14 protein-coding genes are annotated in these 20,079 nt (G+C 41.3%); 6 read left to right on the top strand and 8 right to left on the bottom strand.

Going from position 1 to position 20,079, the window contains the following annotated elements; all coding sequences use genetic code 11:
* Positions 1–18: 18 nt before the first annotated feature.
* Positions 19–744, top strand: a complete 726-nt coding sequence (locus H6G69_RS23540; protein ID WP_190691552.1) for a hypothetical protein — start codon at positions 19–21, stop codon at positions 742–744.
* Between the two features lie 280 nt (positions 745–1,024).
* On the opposite strand, the gene H6G69_RS23535 is transcribed toward H6G69_RS23540, so the two are convergent.
* Together H6G69_RS23535 and rppA are read right to left on the bottom strand one after the other, a co-directional pair.
* Positions 1,025–2,149: a quinone-dependent dihydroorotate dehydrogenase gene (locus H6G69_RS23535; protein WP_190691551.1), complete on the bottom strand. Its 1,125-nt coding sequence runs from the start codon at positions 2,147–2,149 to the stop codon at positions 1,025–1,027.
* 124 nt (positions 2,150–2,273) lie between these two features.
* The gene (rppA, locus tag H6G69_RS23530) at positions 2,274–2,972 is read right to left on the bottom strand and encodes a two-component system response regulator RppA (RefSeq protein WP_190691550.1); all 699 of its coding nucleotides are present in this window, start codon (positions 2,970–2,972) and stop codon (positions 2,274–2,276) included.
* Between the two features lie 76 nt (positions 2,973–3,048).
* Here rppA and hisG point away from each other — a divergent pair, with 76 nt between their 5' ends.
* The 4 genes from hisG (at position 3,049) to H6G69_RS23510 (ending at position 8,862) form a co-directional block, all read left to right on the top strand.
* Entirely contained in the window at positions 3,049–3,693 is a 645-nt protein-coding gene (gene hisG / locus H6G69_RS23525; protein WP_190691549.1) for an ATP phosphoribosyltransferase, read from the top strand.
* A 245-nt stretch (positions 3,694–3,938) separates the two neighbouring features.
* Positions 3,939–6,146: a GAF domain-containing protein gene (locus tag H6G69_RS23520; RefSeq protein ID WP_190691548.1), complete on the top strand. Its 2,208-nt coding sequence runs from the start codon at positions 3,939–3,941 to the stop codon at positions 6,144–6,146.
* 17 nt (positions 6,147–6,163) lie between these two features.
* Complete coding sequence (locus tag H6G69_RS23515; protein ID WP_190691547.1) at positions 6,164–6,589, top strand: response regulator; 426 nt, start codon at positions 6,164–6,166, stop codon at positions 6,587–6,589.
* Between the two features lie 5 nt (positions 6,590–6,594).
* On the top strand, positions 6,595–8,862 hold the full coding sequence (locus H6G69_RS23510) for a response regulator (RefSeq protein WP_190691546.1): 2,268 nt from the start codon (positions 6,595–6,597) through the stop codon (positions 8,860–8,862).
* A gap of 21 nt (positions 8,863–8,883) precedes the next feature.
* On the opposite strand, the gene H6G69_RS23505 is transcribed toward H6G69_RS23510, so the two are convergent.
* From H6G69_RS23505 to H6G69_RS34465, 6 genes are all read right to left on the bottom strand, one after another.
* Complete coding sequence (locus H6G69_RS23505) at positions 8,884–9,888, bottom strand: aspartate carbamoyltransferase catalytic subunit (RefSeq protein ID WP_190691545.1); 1,005 nt, start codon at positions 9,886–9,888, stop codon at positions 8,884–8,886.
* A gap of 191 nt (positions 9,889–10,079) precedes the next feature.
* Complete coding sequence (locus tag H6G69_RS23500) at positions 10,080–12,485, bottom strand: di-heme oxidoredictase family protein (protein WP_190691544.1); 2,406 nt, start codon at positions 12,483–12,485, stop codon at positions 10,080–10,082.
* 1,065 nt (positions 12,486–13,550) lie between these two features.
* A complete protein-coding gene (mgtE, locus tag H6G69_RS23495; RefSeq protein WP_190691543.1) occupies positions 13,551–14,903 on the bottom strand; it encodes a magnesium transporter in 1,353 nt (450 codons plus the stop codon).
* Between the two features lie 482 nt (positions 14,904–15,385).
* Positions 15,386–15,742, bottom strand: a complete 357-nt coding sequence (locus H6G69_RS23490) for a type II toxin-antitoxin system PemK/MazF family toxin (RefSeq protein ID WP_190691542.1) — start codon at positions 15,740–15,742, stop codon at positions 15,386–15,388.
* Positions 15,742–16,014: a ribbon-helix-helix domain-containing protein gene (locus H6G69_RS23485; protein ID WP_190691541.1), complete on the bottom strand. Its 273-nt coding sequence runs from the start codon at positions 16,012–16,014 to the stop codon at positions 15,742–15,744. The genes H6G69_RS23490 and H6G69_RS23485 overlap by 1 nt, the downstream gene beginning before the upstream one ends.
* Before the next feature lie 342 nt (positions 16,015–16,356).
* Positions 16,357–16,491, bottom strand: a complete 135-nt coding sequence (locus H6G69_RS34465) for a hypothetical protein (protein WP_277883442.1) — start codon at positions 16,489–16,491, stop codon at positions 16,357–16,359.
* Between the two features lie 323 nt (positions 16,492–16,814).
* Between H6G69_RS34465 and H6G69_RS23480 the strand changes: the two genes are divergently transcribed.
* Positions 16,815–20,027 carry a glycoside hydrolase family 15 protein gene (locus H6G69_RS23480; protein WP_190691540.1) on the top strand — a complete coding sequence of 1,071 codons (3,213 nt, stop codon included), beginning with the start codon at positions 16,815–16,817 and terminating at the stop codon, positions 20,025–20,027.
* Positions 20,028–20,079: the final 52 nt, after the last annotated feature.

Below are 20,079 nucleotides of genomic sequence, written 5' to 3'. Positions count from 1 at the left end.
CGCTTGGCAAAAATCGGCATGAGTGAAAAAACAATGGAAAGTGGCGGGAAGGGTTTTCTCGTTCTACTTTTGCCAATATCGTTTTTAATAATTTTCCTGGTTTCTACCTGGAGATTTTTGCTGGCTCTACTGGTTTTGATTATTGGTTTCAATATCTGGCAGCAATATCAATGGCAACAGTGGTGTCAGCGAGTTAACCCGGTTTTCCATCAGTTAGTTCGGGAAAACCAGGGCAAAATTACTCCGATGGATTTGGCAATTCGCGGTAGTTTTCCTGGGCCAACGGCAAAACGCTACCTGGATGGCAAAGCTTCCGAGTTTGGTGCAAGTATAGTCAATGCTGGTTCAGGCAATGAAGTTTATTACTTTATTACTGCCAGTATTTTGGGTAATATTCTTGACAGTAGCGAGCCTGTCAAAACTTTGTCTGCTCAACCTGTAACAACGGCTGCGCGATCGCTTTTAGCACCGCCAGCACCTCAAACACTAGTGGCAGAACCCGAAGTTGAATTAGCAGCGCCAGCAACTCATACAGAAGTTCAACCCAATTTAGCAAAACAGTTAGTTTTCGGTTCGCTGATTCAATCAGAATTAGCGAAACGGTTGAATGTTTATTCCAGCACTGTCTACAAGCGGCGTAATGATCCAGATTTTCCTGAATGGACTCGCAGCCGTGATCCTGATGGTATTGCTTGGAGTTTCTCGGAAAAAACAAAAGAGTTCTTTCCCATAGAAGAATCATGAATGAAGTATGAAGTATGAAGTATGAAGTATGAAGTATGAAGTATGAAATACAGGACTTAAGCATGAAAACTAAAAATCAAGGGTTTAGAGAAGGGGGCAAGGGTGTAGGGGTGTAGGGGTGTATATATCCAAAACCCTCACACCCCAGACCCGACACCGATTAACCCAGTCTTCACAGACAATCTTTGTGCGTAAGTCCTAAAATATAAATTTCATTTTTTGGCCTAGTTTGCTGCAAGCTACTACGCATCTATAATTTTCAGACTTCATACTTTAGCTTTCATACTTCTAAAGCGATCGCTTCGGTGATCGAGTTTAATTTATGCTGCTCTAACTTGGTTAGCAAATCAGTTAAAATTCGGCGCACCATCAAGGGGCCTTCATAAATCCAGCCTGTATAAACTTGAATAAGGCTGGCTCCCGCAGTGATTTTTTCCCAAGCGTCTTCTGCGGAAAATATGCCACCAACCCCGATAATGGGAATTTGCCCTTGGGTTTGCTGCCAAATAAACTTGATGATTTCTGTGGAGCGATCGCGCAATGGCGCACCACTAATTCCGCCAGCTTCATCTTGCGGGGGTTTCCCAGTTGGGTGAATTAGCTGGGTTTTCAAGCCATCACGGCTGATTGTGGTGTTTGTGGCAATGATTCCTGCTAATTGGTAGGTTTTAGCCAAGCCAATAATGTCGGCGATCGCTTCCCATTCTAAATCAGGTGCTATCTTGACAAATATTGGTTTATGTGTATTGTTTTCTGTTTGTAGTACGTCCAAGATAGAACTGAGCATAGCGGCATCTTGGAGCGATCGCAATCCTGGTGTATTGGGTGAAGAGACATTCACCACAAAATAATCGCCTAATTCTTTGAGTAAGCGGAAACTGTTGAGGTAGTCTGCGGCGGCTGCTTCTAACGGGGTGATTTTCGATTTACCTAAATTTATGCCGATGGGTATTGTATGAGTGAAATCTTGGTGTGCTGCTAACCTAGCAGCCATAATTGCTGCACCTTGATTATTAAAACCCATCCGATTCAGAACAGCTTGGTCTACAGGTAAGCGAAATAACCTTGGTTGGGGATTTCCGGGTTGGGGATGAAAAGTCACAGTTCCCAACTCAGCGAAGCCAAAACCAAAGTTAGACCAAATTTTTGCACCTACCCCATCTTTATCAAAACCAGCTGCTAAACCCAGGGGGTTGGGAAAATTTAGCCCAAACAAATTTTGTTCCAGCCGGCGATCGCACAGACACAAAGACTGCTGTAAAGTTTGATTGACTAAACTAGCAGAAGCATGATGATTTTGCGATAACCAATCTAGACTGCGAATAGCCTGCTTATGTAACCACTCTGCATCTGTTTTCAGCACATTGAACAGTAGTGGACGAAATGCAATTTGATAGATATCCATGTGAAGAAGAGAATGGAGTAAGGAAGCTGATAGATTTGGGCTATTACAAGAGTGTGACTTTCATTAATGATGAAACAACTTAGTGCATCGACCATTGATCAAACACCTTGTAAAAATGTCCTGTTTAATGCCCTGAATCTATAGCTGTACCAAAACGATAACCTTTACCGTAAACTGTGTGAATCAATGTAGTTTCTTTTCCGACTTCAATTTTGCGGCGCAATAAGCGAATTAATGCAGCAATTACATTACTACTTGGCTGTTCCTCATCTTGCCACAGATGTTCCATAATTTGAGCGTGAGTTAATAACTGTCCAGTATGCTCCATAAAGTATTGCAGCAGTTGGCTTTCTTTTTGCGATAGTTCAATGATGCGTCCTTGACGGTAGGCTACTTGATTGTCGCAGTCAAGCTCTAAATCAGCAACTACTAGCCTTCCATTCGTGGTTTCCTGGGCTTGAGAACCACCCCGACGCAATAAAGCGCGAACTCTCGCTAATAACTCGCGCAATTCAAAGGGTTTCACTAAATAATCATCTGCACCTGCGTCTAAACCTTCAACGCGATCGTCTAAAGTATCTTTGGCGGTAAGAAATAGCACTGGCGTAGATTTACCTTGTTGACGCAGTTGTTGACAAATCTCTAGACCAGTTTTTCCTGGTAGCATCCAATCTAAAATTAATAAGTCATAACTGCTAGTTGCGGCTAATTCACTACCATTTGTCCCATCATAAACCGCGTCAACGGTGTAACCTTCACGAGTTAACACGCGACTCAGGGGATCTGTTAATTCAACTTCATCATCAACTAATAAAATTCTCATGCTGCTTGAGGTAAGCAATCGAGCTATTCTCAATAATAAATGAACTGCTAACACGCTAAGGATATCAAGAAAGAGAATGTTGACTGTTGCACTACCAAAAGGGGAACTCCTCAAAAATAGCATCCGTCTGCTGCAATCTGTAGGGTTGGATTTTAGTGCTTTTTTAGATTCTGGAAATCGCCAACTTCAGATTCTTGATGCTAGCAGTCAAGCAAAAGGATTGTTGGTAAGGGGACAAGATGTGCCTGTTTATGTAGAGTATGGTCAGGCGCAGTTGGGAATTATTGGTTATGATGTGCTAAGAGAAAAACAGCCACAAGTGGCACAATTAGTTGACTTGCAGTTTGGTGGTTGTCGGATGTCGGTTGCGGTGAAAGAATCGAGTCCTTATAAATCACCTTTAGATTTACCCCCACACAGTCGGGTGGCTTCTAAATATGTTAATTGCGCCCGTGAATATTTTCACAGTCTAGATTTACCTGTGGAAATTGTACCCCTTTATGGATCTGTAGAACTAGGGCCAATTACGGGAATGTCAGAAGCAATTGTAGATTTGGTTTCTACTGGCCGGACTTTACGCGAAAATGGCTTAGTAGAAATTGAGACTTTATATCACAGCACAGCCAGGTTGATTGCTCATCCTTTAAGTTATCGGATTAATACAGGTAATTTGAATGAGTTAATTGCGAAGTTGCACGCGACAGTTTTAGCAACAGTTTAAGAGAAATTAGTGAGTGGGGAATTGGGTGTTTTTTCCCTACTCTCTGGTCTTTTTTCCCTATACTAGAATGAAGTATGAGAAAAGTTGCAAGATAATGCGATCGCTCTTGTCTTCAAAAATTAAACTGAATTTAAATTATTCCTATATCAATATAAACCCGGTTATTTTTTTGAGTAAAGTTAGCCAATATTCAATCAATCAAAATTTGAATCAAATCATTTTTCTCAGTTTTTCCCAAAAAATCAATGCAACCTGAATCGTATAATTCTGAGCAGGCGAGGTTAGAAGCTTTACGCCGATATCAAATTTTAGACACTCAACCAGAACCCGCTTATGACAATCTGGCTCGATTAGCAGCCTTTATTTGTGGTACTTCCATCGCCTTGGTGAATTTCATTGATGAAAATCGTCAGTGGTTTAAAGCCAAACTAGGTATAGATGTGCCAGAAATGCCCCGTAATGTTGGGTTATCTTATCTTTGCTTAGAACGCAAGGAGATAGTAGTCATCCAAGATACTCTAGAAAATGCAGAATACGCGGCAAATCCCGTTGTCACAGGCTATCCTTACGTGCGTTTTTATGCTGGTGTACCGCTAATTTCGCCAGATGGACAAATATTAGGTACACTCTGTGCCATTGACCCATCACCTAGAGAACTCAATCAACAACAACTAGAAGCTTTGCAGGCTTTAGGGGAACAGGTCATTAGCCAATTAGAACTCAGGCGAAATTTAGCCCAAAGACAGCAAACTGAGGAGTTTTTGCGTGAAAGTGAGCAAAGGCTGAAGCTTGCATTACAATCTGCAAAACTTGGTTCTTGGCAACTTGAAATCAAAACTATGGAGTTATCAACATCCAACCAATGTAATCTTAACTTTGGTCGGGAGCCAGAAGCCGATTTTACCTACAGTACATTGTTAGAATGCATTCATCCTGACGATCGCTCTTATATGCAAGAGTCGGTCAGACAAGCCATAGAGGATCACAGCGATTATGAAGCTGAATATCGCTGCATTTGGCCAAATAACAGCATTCACTGGATATTAGCACGCGGTAAAGTCATTTATGATGCCGATAATCAGCCAATTCGGATGATTGGTGTAACATCAGATGTCACCGAACGCAAGCAAGTAGAGGAAGAATTAAAACGCCAAAATTTGCGATCGCAATTATTTGCCGAAATTACGCTCAAAATAAGAGAATCACTCCAATTAGAAGAAATACTCGAAACTACAGTTAAAGAAGTACAACAACTGCTGCAAGCTGACCGAGTATTAATTTTTCGGCTTTGGCCTGATGGTTCAGGTACAGTAGTGCAAGAAGCGGTTTTACCTGGTTGGCCTGTAGTTTTAGGACAAGACATCCTCGACCCTTGTTTTCAACAAAATTACATAGAGAAATATCGTCAAGGACGCATCAGTGCCATTTTAGATATTGAAAAAGCCGACATTCAAGACTGCCATAAAGAATTTCTGCGACAGTTTGGTGTCAAGGCTAACCTCGTAGTTCCAATTCTGATTCGAGATGGCATTTGGGGCTTATTAATTGCCCATCAGTGCGCCCATCAACGCCACTGGAATCAATTTGAAACCCAATTATTGCTTCAGTTAGCTAATCAAATTGGCATAGCTTTATCCCAAGCACAACTATTAGAACAACAAACCCGCAACGTTCAAGAATTAGCACGTTCTAATTCCGAATTAGAACAGTTTGCTTATGTTGCTTCTCACGATTTGCAAGAACCATTGCGGATGGTGACAAGTTATTTGCAACTACTAGAAAGGAAATACAGCAACCAACTTGATGAAACTGCTGATCAGTTTATTAACTATGCCGTAGATGGGGCGCGGCGGATGCAAAACCTGATCAACGACTTGTTGAACTATTCCCGAGTGAGTACGCGCGGACAACCTTTTGTACAAGTTGATTGTACAGAGATTTTAGCCCAGGCGATCGCTAACCTCAAATTAGCGATCGAAGATAGTGGTGCAGAAATTACCTATAACCCTTTACCTGTCATCACAGGCGACCCTATACAACTAACACAAGTCTTGCAAAACCTCATCGGTAACGCCATCAAATTTCGCCGAGAACTACCACCACGCATTCATATTAGCGCAGTCGCAACACAAGCAGGGGAGCAGGGGAGAGAAAATTTATCCTCAGCCCCCAGCCCCCAGCCCCCAGCCACCTTTCCTCTTTCCACTCCCCAATACTGGCTATTCTCCGTTAGTGATAATGGCATTGGCTTAGAATCACAATACGCTGAACGTATTTTTGTCATCTTTCAGCGTTTACATGGTAGAAGTAAGTATCCGGGTACTGGTATTGGTTTGGCAATTTGTAAGAAAATTATAGAACGTCACGGCGGACGTATCTGGGTTGAGTCAGAACCGGGTGAAGGCTCGAACTTCTATTTCACAATTCCAGATCAAGCAGATCAACAATCGTGAATCATCCACCAAATATTATGCCAATTGAGGTTTTGTTAGTCGAAGACAATCCTGGGGATGCTGAACTTACACGCATTGCTCTACAAGATAGCAAAATCTCAATTAACCTAAATGTTGTTGAAGATGGTGTGGAGGCTATGGCATTTTTACGCAAGCAAAATAACTACGCCAAAAAACCTCATCCTGATATTGTATTGTTAGATTTAAACTTACCCAGAAAAGATGGTAGGGAGGTACTGGCAGAAATTAAATCTGATGACCATCTCAAGCGAATCCCTGTGGTTGTGCTGACAACTTCTCAATCGGAAGAAGATATTCTCAGAGCTTATAATTTAGCTGCTAATTGTTATATTACTAAACCGGTGGATTTTGATCAGTTCGTAAAAATTGTACAATCTATAGAAAACTTCTGGTTTGCGATCGTAAAACTGCCACCGGAGTAATGGCAATGGCAGGAGAATTAATCAAAGTCTTATTAGTAGAAGATAACCCTGGTGATGTATTTCTGTTACAGGAGTTATTAAAGGAAGTCAACACAGCAAAAGTAGCGTTGCGTCCTGTAGAGCGACTATCGGAAGCACTTCACTTGTTAGTGCATGATAATTTTGATGTTATATTGTTAGACCTGTCTCTTCCTGATAGTCAAGGTATTGGAACTTTTTTAAGTGCTACTCGCCAAGCCAAAGCTACCCCAATTATCGTACTTACAGGTTTAGATGATGAAACTTTAGCATTGCGCGCCATGCAAGAAGGAGCGCAAGATTATCTAGTTAAAGGGCAAGTAACGGGTGATTTATTAGTGCGTTCTATGCGCTATGCGATTGAGCGTCAACGTATTGAAGATGCCCTACGCCAAAGTGAAGAGCGATTTCGCGTTGCTCTAAAAAATTCGCCGATTTTTGTTTTCAATCAAGATCGAGATTTGCGCTACACCTGGGTGTATAACTCAATTTCTGGGTGGACAACAGAAGATATGTTGGGCAAACATGACTCAGAACTTATCCCCGCCGAAGATGCGCAAAATTTAACTAAGATTAAAAATAGTGTGTTGAGTACTGGTATAGGTACAAGAGCCGAAGTATCGCTCAATACGCCCCAAGGCATTCGCTACTATGATTTGACTGTTGAGCCGTTACGCAATGAGTCGCAAGATATTGAAGGGATAACTTGTGCGAGTATCGACATTAGCGATCGCAAACAAGCTGAAAAAAAAATCCGCGAACAAGCAGCATTATTAGATATTACCACCGATGCTATTTGTGTACGCGACTTAGAAAATACAATCCTTTTTTGGAATAAAGGTGCAGAAAATCTCTATGGTTGGCCAGCACAAGAAGCCTGGGGAAAAAATGCCAGTGAGTTATTGTTTAATGAACCATGCCCAGAATCGGAAGCAGCTTGGTTAAATGTGATTAGTAAAGGTAACTGGCAAGGTGAATTAACAAAGTTAACCAAAACCGGTAAAGAAGTCTTAGTTGCTAGTCGCTGGAGTTTGGTCTGTGATTCTCAAGGAAGACCGCAATCAATCTTGACTGTTGATACAGATATTACTGACAAAAAGCGCCTAGAATCCCAACTATTTCGCGCCCAGCGAATGGAAAGTATCGGAACCTTAGCTAGTGGTATCGCCCACGACCTCAACAATATCCTCACACCAATTTTAGCGGGGGCGCAACTCTTACCATTAAAATTCCCCGATGCTGACGAGCGCACCCAACATTTGTTAGAAATTTTAGAAATTAATGCCAAACGAGGCGCAGACTTAGTTAAACAAGTATTATCCTTTGCACGCGGTGTGGAAGGGCAAAGGATCAACTTGCAACCAAGACACTTAATTGTCGAAGTAGCCAAGATTTTAAAAGAGACCTTACCCAAATCGATTGAAGTGCGCCTAGACTTATCCCACGACTTGTGGATGGTTTCAGGAGATAGTACCCAACTCCATCAAGTTTTGATGAATCTCTGCGTTAACGCCCGTGATGCCATGCCCGATGGTGGGAGTTTAACTATAACTACCGAAAATTTATGGATCGATGCAAATTATGTCCAGATGAACCTAGATGCCAAGGTTGGCCCCTACATAGTGATTAGTGTCTGCGACACAGGTATTGGCGTTCCTGAGGAAATTTTAGATCGAATTTTTGAGCCATTTTTTACTACTAAAGCCGTCGGACAAGGTACAGGCTTAGGACTTTCAACGGTTCTGGGAATTGTGAAAAGTCATGGTGGCTTTGTCAGTGTCCAAAGCCAAGTAGGTAATGGTACTTGCTTTCGAGTTTATCTACCAGCTGTGGGGGAAACGGAAACCTTAAGCAAAACCGAAATATTACCCCAAACAGGTCACGGAGAATTAGTTCTGATTGTGGATGATGAACCTTCGATTCAAGAAATTACCAGAACATCATTAGAAACGCATCACTATAAAACTTTAATTGCTAGTGATGGCATTGAGGCGATCGCCCAATACGCCAAACATGCCGATAAAATTAGTGTCGTGCTAATGGATATTATGCTGCCTTCCTTAGATGGATTAACCGCTATCCGTACCTTACAAAAAATTAATCCCCAAGTCAAAATTATTGCTACCAGTGGACTCATGTCTAAAACTAAGTTAGGAGAAATCATGAAAACTGGTGTCAATAAATTTTTGTCCAAGCCCTACACAGTCAATGAATTATTGCTCAGGTTGCAGGAAATTTTTCATGAAGGAGGTTAATTATTTTTCTTACACCTCTGATTAAACCTTACCACTACCAATCAAATACAGCAGTGCCATCCGTACCGCTACACCACTAGTTACTTGGGCCTGAATTAAGCTAAATTCTGGGTCATCCATTAAATCAGAGCTAATTTCGACACCGCGATTGACTGGGCCAGGGTGTAAAACTTTGACATCAGGTTTGCACAGCTGCAACTTTTGGCGAGTAATCCCAAATAACTGATGATATTCTCGCAAACTTGGCAATAAATGTGCAGTCATTCTTTCTTTTTGCAGACGCAAAGTCATTACAAAATCAGCATCCTGCAAGGCTGGTTCTAGTTGCCAATGCAAAAATAATTGACCCTTGAGTGTATCGGTTGTCTCTTGATATATATACTCAGCAAATAATTTGGGTAACAAGGTAGGTGGTGCAGCCAGATGCACTTGTGCGCCGCTAGCAATCAAGCTCCAAATATTCGATCGCGCGACACGAGAATGTAAAATATCACCCACGATCGCAATTTTTTTCCCTGCTAACATTTCAATGTGGGGATTTTCTGGATCAATTAAAGTACAGATAGTAAATAAATCCAGCAATGCTTGGGAAGGATGTTCGTGTTGACCATCACCTGCATTCAAGATACTAACTCGCACCCCTAAACGATCCATTTCTTGGGCGATGGCATTTGGTACACCTGCTTCTTTATGGCGGATGACCATAATATCAGTACCCATCGCCAAATAAGTTTTTGCTGTATCGAGAATTGTCTCGCCCTTAGTCATTGAAGAAGTTGAAGCTGCAAAGTTTAAGGTATCGGCGCTTAAACGTTTAGCAGCCAGTTCAAAACTACTACGAGTACGGGTAGACGGTTCAAAAAATAAATTTGCCACTACCTGTCCTTGCAAAGTTGGAACTTTCTTTGTTCGCCGTGATAGTACTTCTCGAAAACTCGCTGCTGTTTGCAAAACAGTATTGTATTCAGCAGTAGTAAAATCAGCTAGGGAAATTACGTGATGACGATTCCAGGTGGTAGTGGGCATAGATATTTATTCGTTTGCGTCGCTCTTGTGCAAGATATGTGTCTACCAAGATTGACTTTCAGTATGCAGAGATAATAATAGCACCTGCTTTCAACTTCAGAACTCATATTTATCATGAAAAAAGGGACGTTTTGATCACGTCCCCATAACTAAGTTATCCAATACTCAACTTCTGATTAATTGGAGAAGCTTTACAACTCTTTCAAGAAATCAATCATTGCTTGTTGATCATCAGGTGTCAGTGAACGGAAACGAGCAATAACTTCCCGTGCTTCACTGCGATTAGTAGTCGAAAGCTGACTATTATATGGCGGGCAAATCACATCTTTAGCTGGTGCGCCATATAAGTTGTAGTTGATGACATTGCCAATTTTATTGGTGACTTTGCCATCTGGAGGAACAGGACATCCGCCACCAGGCAGTTTGGAAGTCTTAGTAGAATCATCTGGTGCAGGTAAGTCATGTAATTCAATCGCGGCTAAAATCGCTTCATCGACTGAACGAACTACTAAAGGTGCATTGGTGACTTCACTATTAGTAGTTACAGTACCCGCAGGAGTTAAGTTCCGAGTTAAGGTACTCAAATAAACGCGAGCATCATGTAAAAATGGTGGGCCAACCTTACCAATACCCATCAACGGTGGTGTGCGGAACTCTTCACCCTTAGCAGTTGCTTTGCGGTTAGAGAAGATGTCATCAGTTAAGTTCCGTGGCAAATCGTAGGTCATGTAAGCCTGAACGAAATTACCTCCACGAGCATCATCTTGACCTTTACCATTGCGATCGCGTTTCACAACTTTAGCGCGTCTGATGATAATTGGATCGCGTGGAGTTGGTGCAAACCGTTCCGCATCAATCGTGGGGCCTTTATGCAGAATCAAATCTGAGAAAATTGGCGCCCAACGGTAGCTGAGAATATCCACAACTTTTGCAGCATCAGAACCCAAAGCTGGGTCGCCATCAGCAGGTGATTTACCAGTTCTTTGAACGGGTGTATGACAAGTTACACAACCCACAAATTTATCTGTCTGGTTAATGGCATGGACATCCAGACCATCACCACCACTAGGCATCCGGCCAGGAATCATCCGATTAGAAAAAGCCAATAAATCGATACCAAAAAGCTCTGCTCCTCTTTGTACTCTGGCAGCTGGGCTATTACCCTTGATTGGTTGAGAAGGATCTTTGGAATTTAGCACAGTTAAGAGATTAGGGCCAAATTCTGGGGGAGCAGTCAAACGCAAGAAGTTGCGCTCACTAAACGGTGTACTCAGATGAAACTCAGGATCAGTTACTGGATTTCGGCAGTTTTTATTGTAAGGAGCAATAGAGGGGTCAGCAATATTAATCTCTGTATTGTTAGCCAAGCTAGTCAGACCAAGCTCACCTTGCAAGCCCCCAATGATAAATTGGAGCATTTCTGCACCATTAGCACGTAAGCCGAACCTGCCAACTCCAGCAGCTAAAGCATTAGGTTTATCAGCTGTTGCATTGGCATCAATCATATTGACATTACCTGTCACACAATCACCAATACATTGGAAGAAACCAGTGTTCAAAGAGGAATAACCGCCTCTGCTATCACTTGGGTCGGCCGCGCTTGTAATATCTACGGTGGGAATAGCCTCCATCAATCCCCGACCAATGTAGGGAGGGCCAGCACGTTCAGCCACACCACGACGAAATCCACTCGCACTTAGCCCTGTTTTGGGATCTATCCCACCCACCAGGTTTTTATCTTCGGCAATGCTGGGGATAGCATCTGGTTTGCAATCGATAGTCGGATCGAGTTCTTTGAGTTCCTTAATCGGAGGACGGGTATGTTGGACAAAACCACCAAAATTCTGGGCAATACCGTTGACATTGCTAGTACCATCCAAAGGGTCGTATGATCTGTTTTTGTTTGGATTATTGGCTTCTTGGGATGGTGAAAAGTCGCCAAATATAGTAAAAGCTGCGCCTCTTCCAGTGTTATTGCTGGCATCTAAGGAAGGATCTGCTTGACTAATGATACTTAAGTCAACAGAACCATCTGGGTTGACCGGATCTAACCGTTCACCAGCAGCTTTACCACCATTTTGGGTATCGCCTGAGGTATAGCTGAAGTTAGTAGGAGTTGTACGTCCCGCACGGCTGACATTAGAAGTACCCGTAAGTAGTCCTGCTCCTGAAACCGACTCTATGTTATTCAGGTGACAACCTGCACATCGAGTTTGGTTAGCCATTGAGCCTGCACCTTCCGCAGCAGTGTGTGGGGTAGTAAAAAATGAAGCCCCTTCCACTAATTTTTGGCGAGTCGATTGTGGAACAGAAGGATAAAGCAATCTATCTAACTGAGCTGCGGTACTTAAAGGTTTAAGTCCGACATCACCATAATTATCACGCCGCAACCGCTCTGCGGGGCGAAGAGGCTGGTTCGGAGGGTCAACTACAAAGCCGGATGTAACTTCGACTTGTCGCCGTGCAACTAATGTTGCATCGTCAGGAACGTTAGTACCAACCTGACCGAAGACTTTTTGTGGGTCAATATACGCGATGAGCAGTGAAATGCTCAACGACAAACCCACCATTAATAAGAGGAGTTTTGGTTTTCGCATTAATTGAGTTTTTTCAGTCTTATTTAATATTTGAGTAAGTGAAAGTTAAGGCTATTGATTCCATATAGGATTGATAGCCTTGGCGTAGCTGATTACTGAAGTAAACAAACAAGTATTGATATCAATACGCTGACTTTGATTCCGGAAATACCAGCGTAATTACATACATTACTACAAAAAGAAAGTTACACTATCTACCATTAAATATTTCTACATAAACAATAGATAAAACCTATGTATATCAAGAAACTGTAAAATTAATGTCATATTCATGGAGAAATTATGTCACTAAATTAAAGTTAATTTGTTTATCAATTTGAAACACTATTTTAATCAGGAATAACTACGGTTTTTTCAGGTGTTTAAACAAACATATATAGAACGAAAGCCTTGCAGTATAGTTATTGTGGAATTTACCCCTATCTACGTTGCTCTAGGATTTATATATAAAAAAATATTAAGATTGTGTAAACCATAGTACCAGTTAATCATAGACTGAAGAACAAAAATACAGTAAAAAAGCAGCTAACGCTCACATGGTTTTACTTGTGCTTGGAAAGTTACCTGCTTAATAGTTTATTTACATTTGTCAGGATAAAGTTTTTTAATACTTTATTTATATTCCTAAGCATCCTATTTGATTTCTCAACAAACAGCAAAGTTGAGAAATAGGAAGTAGATAATAGGAGCAAATAAGACTTTGTAAGTATAGATAAATTTGTTAACAATCAAATATAAATTCTCTATGTCTGAGTAAGTCCTATTTATCTTGTTTAATCTGATTTTGATATTCTTAAACAAGATTAGTCTTATTCAATAGAGAGAAATCCGATTTGATGAGACATCAGACAATACAGTGTATGTAGTGGCGTATCTAGACTACAGTAGTGTACAAAATATAACTTATATTATGGCTTGGCCGGACGGGCTAGAAGCCTACACCACAAACGAATTTTAATGCAACATTTTAGCTGTGTCAGTCCAATACTCCCTACTCCCCTTTGTTAACCTAGCCTGAGTCTTCAAGCTAGGTATGTATAAATTATGGACTATCACCGCAGCAGATTATTGTGGTAGATGCATAACCTGTAAAGCTAGAGAAATTAAGGTCAGAAATGTCAAAAAGCCTATTGTATCTAGCATTGTAGTGACCAAGGGCCCGCTAACTAAGGCTGGGTCAAGTTTGAGGCGTTTCAAACCCATTGGTAAGAGAGTACCAAGGGTCACAGCCACCATTGTATTAGTGGCCATAACTGTACCTGCCACTAATCCTACCCACCGTTCTTGAGGTTTAGCCCAAATCATGGACAGTGCCATCATAGTTACGCCTAGAACTAAGGCTGTACCTAAACCAGCAAGAATTTCTTTGCGCAGAATTTTCAAAGTATCTTTAGATGTGACTTCACCTACACCCAAACCTCGAATGGTTACAGTTAAGGCTTGAATGCCTACAGTCCCACCTGTATTGGAAAAAATCGGCATAATAACTGCTAAGACGGGTACAGCAGCAATTACTGATTGAAAAGGAGCGATCGCACTAGCCGCACCAATGTACAATGCCATAATTGCCAGCAACCAAGGTAAACGATTACGCATCGTAACTAGTGGTGGAGACAAAGCCTCTTCATCACCACTCACACCAGCTAACTTTTGAATATCTTCGGTGGCTTCTTCTTCCAAAATATCGACTACATCATCAATGGTGATGATGCCGACTAATCTCTCTTCCCTATCGACTACAGGGATAGCGATTAAGTCGTAACGCTTCATGATTTGGGCTACTTCTTCTTGCGGAGTTTCGGTTTTTACCTTAAGAACGCGATCGCTCGCAATATCGCGGATATAAACATCAGGAAACGTAAACAATAACTGACGCAGTGAAACTACTCTGACAAGTTTGCGGTTATTGTCAGTGACGTAGGCGTAGTAAATTGTCTCTTTGTCTTCATCTTGGCGACGGATTTTACTTAAGGCTTCACCTACGGTTAATCCTTCTTGCAACCGTACATATTCAGTTGTCATTACCCGGCCAGCCGTACCTTCAGGATAACCAAGAATCGTGGCTGTAGCTTGCCTTTGTTCTGGGCTTAATTGTTGTAGTAATCTTTTAACTACCCCAGCAGGTAATTCATCAAATAATTCTGCCCGTTCATCGGGACTCATCGCCTCCATAATTTGTGCTACCTGGACATTATGCAGAGAATGAATTAGTTCTTCCTGCAACTCTGTTGGTAGATATTCAAAGACATCAATAGCTTGAGATTTATTTAACAGCCGAAAAGCGATCGCGCGCTGTTTTTCGGGTAATTGGGCAATATATTCTCCAACATCCACAGGTTGGAGCCGATTTAAATCAAATTTAAGCTGATTTAAATCAGTGACATCAAGCAGTGAATCACGAATTTCTTGTGTAAGCATGATACCTCCTATGTGCCTCCCCCGCGCCGAGAGACACGCTCACCAGCTTAGAGGAGGTTTGTACTGCCGTCTTGTGGACTTTTGTCCATAAAATCCTAGAAACTCAACATCAATAGCCAATCAAGGCATTGCTAAGTAATCATCGTAACCTGAAATAGTACGATCTGATCAATTTTAAGTGCGGATAGCGGAATTAGTAATTTTCCGTACTAACACCCTGATGATTGCCCTGATTTTTTTTGTGATTAGTGTCGATTTTACTATTGCTCAAATTTGTGTCAAGCAAATGTAGCGATTTGCCAGCAAACTTTATCAAGTCAAAATATTTACAGACAGCCATTAATTTGCGCCATCTTTCCTAGGTTGGGTGAAACAAAACAAACCCAAAAATCACCATTTTGTGTTGGGTTACGGCGCATAGAGATTAACCTTGTTGCTGTGAGTATCTCTTCTACGCCTTTACCTAACCTGTGTGATCTATTTTATTCTTCTTCGGACATAGGTAAATCTAGAGCTATCAACAACGCCTGAGACAAATGAAGCATGACTGAATGAGAAACTGCACCTCTTAAACGCAAAAAGCGGGTTTTAGATAACACCCGCACTTGATCTGCCATTGCGATCGAATCTCTCTTGAGTCCCCCATCAGGTGCTAAAATTAACACCTGGGTTGGATAGACTCGCTTTCCTGATTGATAAGTAGTGCAGGGAACTGCTAAAACAACCGGACTCGACGAATTAATTGCATCACGACTGACAATAATTACTGGGCGAGTCCCTCCTTGCTCTGAACCTTCGGTTGATTCTAGGCGAGCATCATAGACCTCACCCCTTCTCATTACAGAGATTCCTCTAACAGAAATGCCTCCCACTGAGCAGCGGCGAATTCAGTTTCTAGTTTGAGTACTTCTGCTTGATAATCAGGGTCGCTGACCATTTCTGTCAAAGCCGCATCAATGGCTGCTCTTTTTTGTGCTGCTAGTTCTCGACGTAACGCTTGCACCATAAAATCATTACGACTTCTTGCTTTGCCTTCTAAAACTGCCTTGTCAGTTGCTTCTAAAAGCTCCCGTGGTATTGCTAGTGTCGTGCGAACGGATTCGGCTTTCATGTAGTGATGATTATTTTGATGTCTTCAGTGACGACTTCTATGATATCACTCTTAATCGTACTCCGACCCTTGGAGTTCTACTGAAGCCTATGTAACAACTAAAAATTCCACCCTACAGTAGTACCTAATCAGTCGTAGAAAAGACCTTTGACCTCAGCGATAACGAGTTCACATTACACATTGACTTGCAAAATTTATTCATGTTCAAAGTCCAGATTCCGCCTGAATTTTGGGAATCTGGACTGGGAATGAGCTATCATGTACTACTTACGTGGAAAGAGTTAAGTTTATGGTAATGGTCAGTAATTAGGCAGAAAATGGAATTTTTTTTGTGACTCTGGCTTAAACCACCGATCGCTTGAGTGAACCATCAGCATAAAGTTCAAGCGGAACTAATTCGATTTTGCCGTTAACTTTAATTTGGGAATAAACTACTTTCACTAACTGAGCATGATTTTCGTTGTAACGCAAACACATAATAAAACCCCTCGATGACAAATTGGCTGCATTTAGTTTTTTTTAATACTTTTGATTGACTAAGTTAAGTTCTGAGTGAAGAGTACATCCTTTCAAGGTTTGTTGCTTCTATTACTAACAAACAAATGATAAAAATTAGTATAAAATGCACACCGTATATGTAAAGATTTCAACAAATCTCAACTTATACGGAGAATTCATTCATAGCTGTGTAACTAAATGGCTAGTAACGCGAGATAATAAGTAATCCCTACACCCTTAGCTGTAACTCCATTCTCCTTAAGCTACAGGGTGAAATTTCGCCAGCATCCCTTAACCTAAGTATGAAAACAGCTACTGAATTACAAACTCGACTGGAGCATTATTACCAACAAATCAAAACTATCATCCTAACGCGTCAAAATCCGATTACTGGTTTGCTACCTGCGAGTACTGCTATTACTGCCCACGGTGATTATACTGATGCTTGGGTAAGAGACAATGTTTACAGTATTTTGGCGGTTTGGGGTTTAGCGCTGGCTTATCGCAAAGTTGATGAAGATAAAGGACGCACTTACGAACTAGAACACAGTGTAATTAAGCTGATGCGTGGGTTGCTGTTTGCGATGATGCGACAGGCGCATAAAGTTGAGCAATTTAAACATACTCAGTCACCTTTAGATGGTTTACACGCTAAATACAACACGGCTACGGGGGATATTGTCGTTGGTGATGATGAGTGGGGACATTTACAACTAGATGCCACATCAATATTTTTACTGATGCTGGCGCAAATGACTGCTTCGGGATTGCAGATTATTTATACGATTGATGAAGTAAACTTTGTCCAGAATTTGGTTTACTACATTGGACGCGCTTACCGCACACCAGATTATGGGATTTGGGAGCGGGGGAATAAAATTAATCATGGTAATGCTGAGTTGAATGCCAGTTCTGTGGGGATGGCAAAAGCAGCATTAGAAGCGATGAATGAATTAGATTTATTTGGGGTGCGTGGTAGTCAAGCTTCGGTAATTCATGTGTTACCTGATGAGATTGCCCGTGCTAGAAGTACTTTAGAATCTTTGTTACCGAGAGAGTCGGCTTCTAAAGAAATTGATGCGGCACTTTTGAGTATTATTAGCTATCCTGCTTTTGCGGTGGAGAATTTAGAGTTACGCGATCGCACTTTTAACGATATTATCAATAAACTCCAAGGCAAATACGGTTGCAAACGCTTTTTACGCGATGGACATCAAACGGTTTTAGAAGATAACCAACGCTTGCACTATGAACCTTGGGAATTAAAACAATTTGAGCATATTGAATGTGAATGGCCCTTATTTTTCACTTATTTATTACTTGATGGTTTATTCCGTAATAATCAAAAGCAAATTCAACAATACCAAGAAATTTTAGAAAAGCTCTTAGTAGAACGTGACGGTTATGGTTTATTGCCAGAACTTTATTACGTACCAGCCGAAAACGTCGAAGCCGAAAAATTAGCCCCCCAAAGTCAACCCCGGTTGCCCAATGAAAATATCCCCTTAGTGTGGGCGCAAAGTTTATATTTTCTCGGACAAATGTTAAGTGAAGGGTTACTAGCTGTCGGGGATATTGACCCTTTAGCTAGACATTTATCTGTGGGAAAAAACCGCGAAGCCTTAGTACAAATTGCTCTGTTAGCTGAAGATGATGACTTACAAGCAAAATTAGAAGTTCACGGTATTGAAACTCAAACACCCAAGCAAGTAGAACCAATTCAAGTGAGACAAGCCGGGGAATTATCAACTATTTACACTCAAATTGGACGGAACGATAAACTCGGTTTGACTGGGCGGCCAGTGCGCAGATTGCGGAGTTTAACTACATCACGCATCTATCGCATTTGTGGTGAAACAGTAGTATTTTTACCGTCATTTTTAGATGCACAGCAGTTTTATTTAACGCTGGATTATCATTTTTTAGTTGATCAAATTAGAAGTGAACTGGCTTATATTCAACAATATTGGAGTGATTTAGGTCGTCCGATTTTAACTTTAATGCTGACTCACACTATGTTAGAAATTGGTGCTGAGGCATTACTAGAATTAATGCAAGAACTTAAAGATGGGATTTGCAATGGTGTGCGCGTTAAACTCGGCAGACTGAATCAATTAATGCTGACTGGTGCTATTCAAAGAATTGATTTTCTCCAAGATGCCGAATTTTATCAATCAGCAATGCAAGATGCTGCACCTCATTGTTATTACTTGGCTTACCATCCGGGAAAGAGTTGGCGTTTAGGGCATACTCAAGAATTCCAAATGGAGTATGAAACTAATTTGGGTTTGTTGCTTTCTTCATTGCGGGGTTCAGAGAATCTCTATGAACAAATTGAGTTATTGCAGACTTTAAAGCGCTTACAAGGATTAGATTTTGACACTGGGTTTGGTGGCCCTGATATTCGCGTAACAGTAGCAAATTTGCTGGATGAAGTTTACACCAAAGCTGGAGATTTGGGTATTTGGGGCGTAGTCCGTCGGGCGGCGGGGTTGCTACAGATGGTTGATATTGCTTTAACAGATGCCGTCACGAGTATTTTGGTACGTGGCAAGCAAGCTGCTGTAGGCAGAGCCTATAGCGAAGCATCATTGATTACTATACCGATGCCCCACAATGAAATTGCTGAGAAAATTAATAATTTCTGTCGAGAAGATATCCGCGATCGCGTACTTACACAAGAAATATTACTGTATCTTGGGAGTATGATTCGCTCGGAACCAGAATTATTTCAAGGGCTGTTAACTTTAAGAGTTGGCTACCTCATCTTATTAATTACTAGCGAATTAGCACAAGAGTTACGTGTAACTCAAGATGAAGCCTACGAACAGTTAATGGAACTTTCGCCCTTTGAAATCAAAATGCGCTTGCGTCAGGTGTTAACTGGTTATACCGGGATGAGTAACTTGTTACGCCAGCAAGAATCACTGCACGTTAAGCAAAAAGAAAGCGATATTAATTGGGTAGTGTTACCAACAATTCCTGAAGAAATTGAAGTACCTGCAGGGGGGTGGCGACGCTTTCGCCAAGCTGAAGGAGCGTTAAACCGCGTCCCGAAAAACTTTTTTCAGCAAGTTTGGCTATTAATGCAACATTGTAAGGGATTGGTCATTGGTGACAAACTAGAGCGGCGTAACCGTTTAGATAGCGAGTTGATGTTATCAGAAATGACCTCTGGCGAAAAGAATTTTGCACTGCGGATTGAGCATTTATTGAATAAAATTGAAGCACCAGAATATCGCCAAGTTAATATTGAAGCATTAATTGAATTAGGTGCGATCGCATCGAAAAACCCCAGTTTGCAAATCGAAGAATATATTGTCTTAGATGTGTTAATTGGTCATGCTGTGCGCTTGGCCTGGTTAGAAGTACATTCAGAACGTGGCGATCGCTATGATGAAGATAAAGCAAATGCTTGGCGATCATTTTACAACACATCTCCTCAAGATTGTGCAACTTATATCCTCAAAGCTTTTAGGTTCTTAACTAAGTTTGGTGATGTGAGTGTGGTTTAAGAGAAAATTTCACTCGTCTACGGTAATACCAATTCTTTATAAAGCTGCATAG

The sequence above is a fragment of the Nostoc sp. FACHB-110 genome, from assembly GCF_014697425.1.
Lineage (GTDB): Bacteria > Cyanobacteriota > Cyanobacteriia > Cyanobacteriales > Nostocaceae > Nostoc_B.
The sequence above is the reverse complement of the archived record's forward strand: the minus strand, read 5'-3'. Positions and strand labels throughout refer to the sequence as shown.

What these genes read in the sequence shown, in the direction of transcription:
- H6G69_RS23515 (WP_190691547.1), top strand. Translation starts at nt 6,164, where the DNA reads ATGCCAATTGAGGTTTTGTTAGTCGAAGACAATCCTGGGGATGCTGAA.
- H6G69_RS23485 (WP_190691541.1), bottom strand. Translation starts at nt 16,014, where the DNA reads ATGAAAGCCGAATCCGTTCGCACGACACTAGCAATACCACGGGAGCTT.
- hisG (WP_190691549.1), top strand. Translation starts at nt 3,049, where the DNA reads ATGTTGACTGTTGCACTACCAAAAGGGGAACTCCTCAAAAATAGCATC.
- mgtE (WP_190691543.1), bottom strand. Translation starts at nt 14,903, where the DNA reads ATGCTTACACAAGAAATTCGTGATTCACTGCTTGATGTCACTGATTTA.
- rppA (WP_190691550.1), bottom strand. Translation starts at nt 2,972, where the DNA reads ATGAGAATTTTATTAGTTGATGATGAAGTTGAATTAACAGATCCCCTG.
- H6G69_RS34465 (WP_277883442.1), bottom strand. Translation starts at nt 16,491, where the DNA reads ATGTGTTTGCGTTACAACGAAAATCATGCTCAGTTAGTGAAAGTAGTT.
- H6G69_RS23535 (WP_190691551.1), bottom strand. Translation starts at nt 2,149, where the DNA reads ATGGATATCTATCAAATTGCATTTCGTCCACTACTGTTCAATGTGCTG.
- H6G69_RS23480 (WP_190691540.1), top strand. Translation starts at nt 16,815, where the DNA reads ATGAAAACAGCTACTGAATTACAAACTCGACTGGAGCATTATTACCAA.
- H6G69_RS23510 (WP_190691546.1), top strand. Translation starts at nt 6,595, where the DNA reads ATGGCAGGAGAATTAATCAAAGTCTTATTAGTAGAAGATAACCCTGGT.
- H6G69_RS23540 (WP_190691552.1), top strand. Translation starts at nt 19, where the DNA reads ATGAGTGAAAAAACAATGGAAAGTGGCGGGAAGGGTTTTCTCGTTCTA.
- H6G69_RS23520 (WP_190691548.1), top strand. Translation starts at nt 3,939, where the DNA reads ATGCAACCTGAATCGTATAATTCTGAGCAGGCGAGGTTAGAAGCTTTA.
- H6G69_RS23490 (WP_190691542.1), bottom strand. Translation starts at nt 15,742, where the DNA reads ATGAGAAGGGGTGAGGTCTATGATGCTCGCCTAGAATCAACCGAAGGT.
- H6G69_RS23505 (WP_190691545.1), bottom strand. Translation starts at nt 9,888, where the DNA reads ATGCCCACTACCACCTGGAATCGTCATCACGTAATTTCCCTAGCTGAT.
- H6G69_RS23500 (WP_190691544.1), bottom strand. Translation starts at nt 12,485, where the DNA reads ATGCGAAAACCAAAACTCCTCTTATTAATGGTGGGTTTGTCGTTGAGC.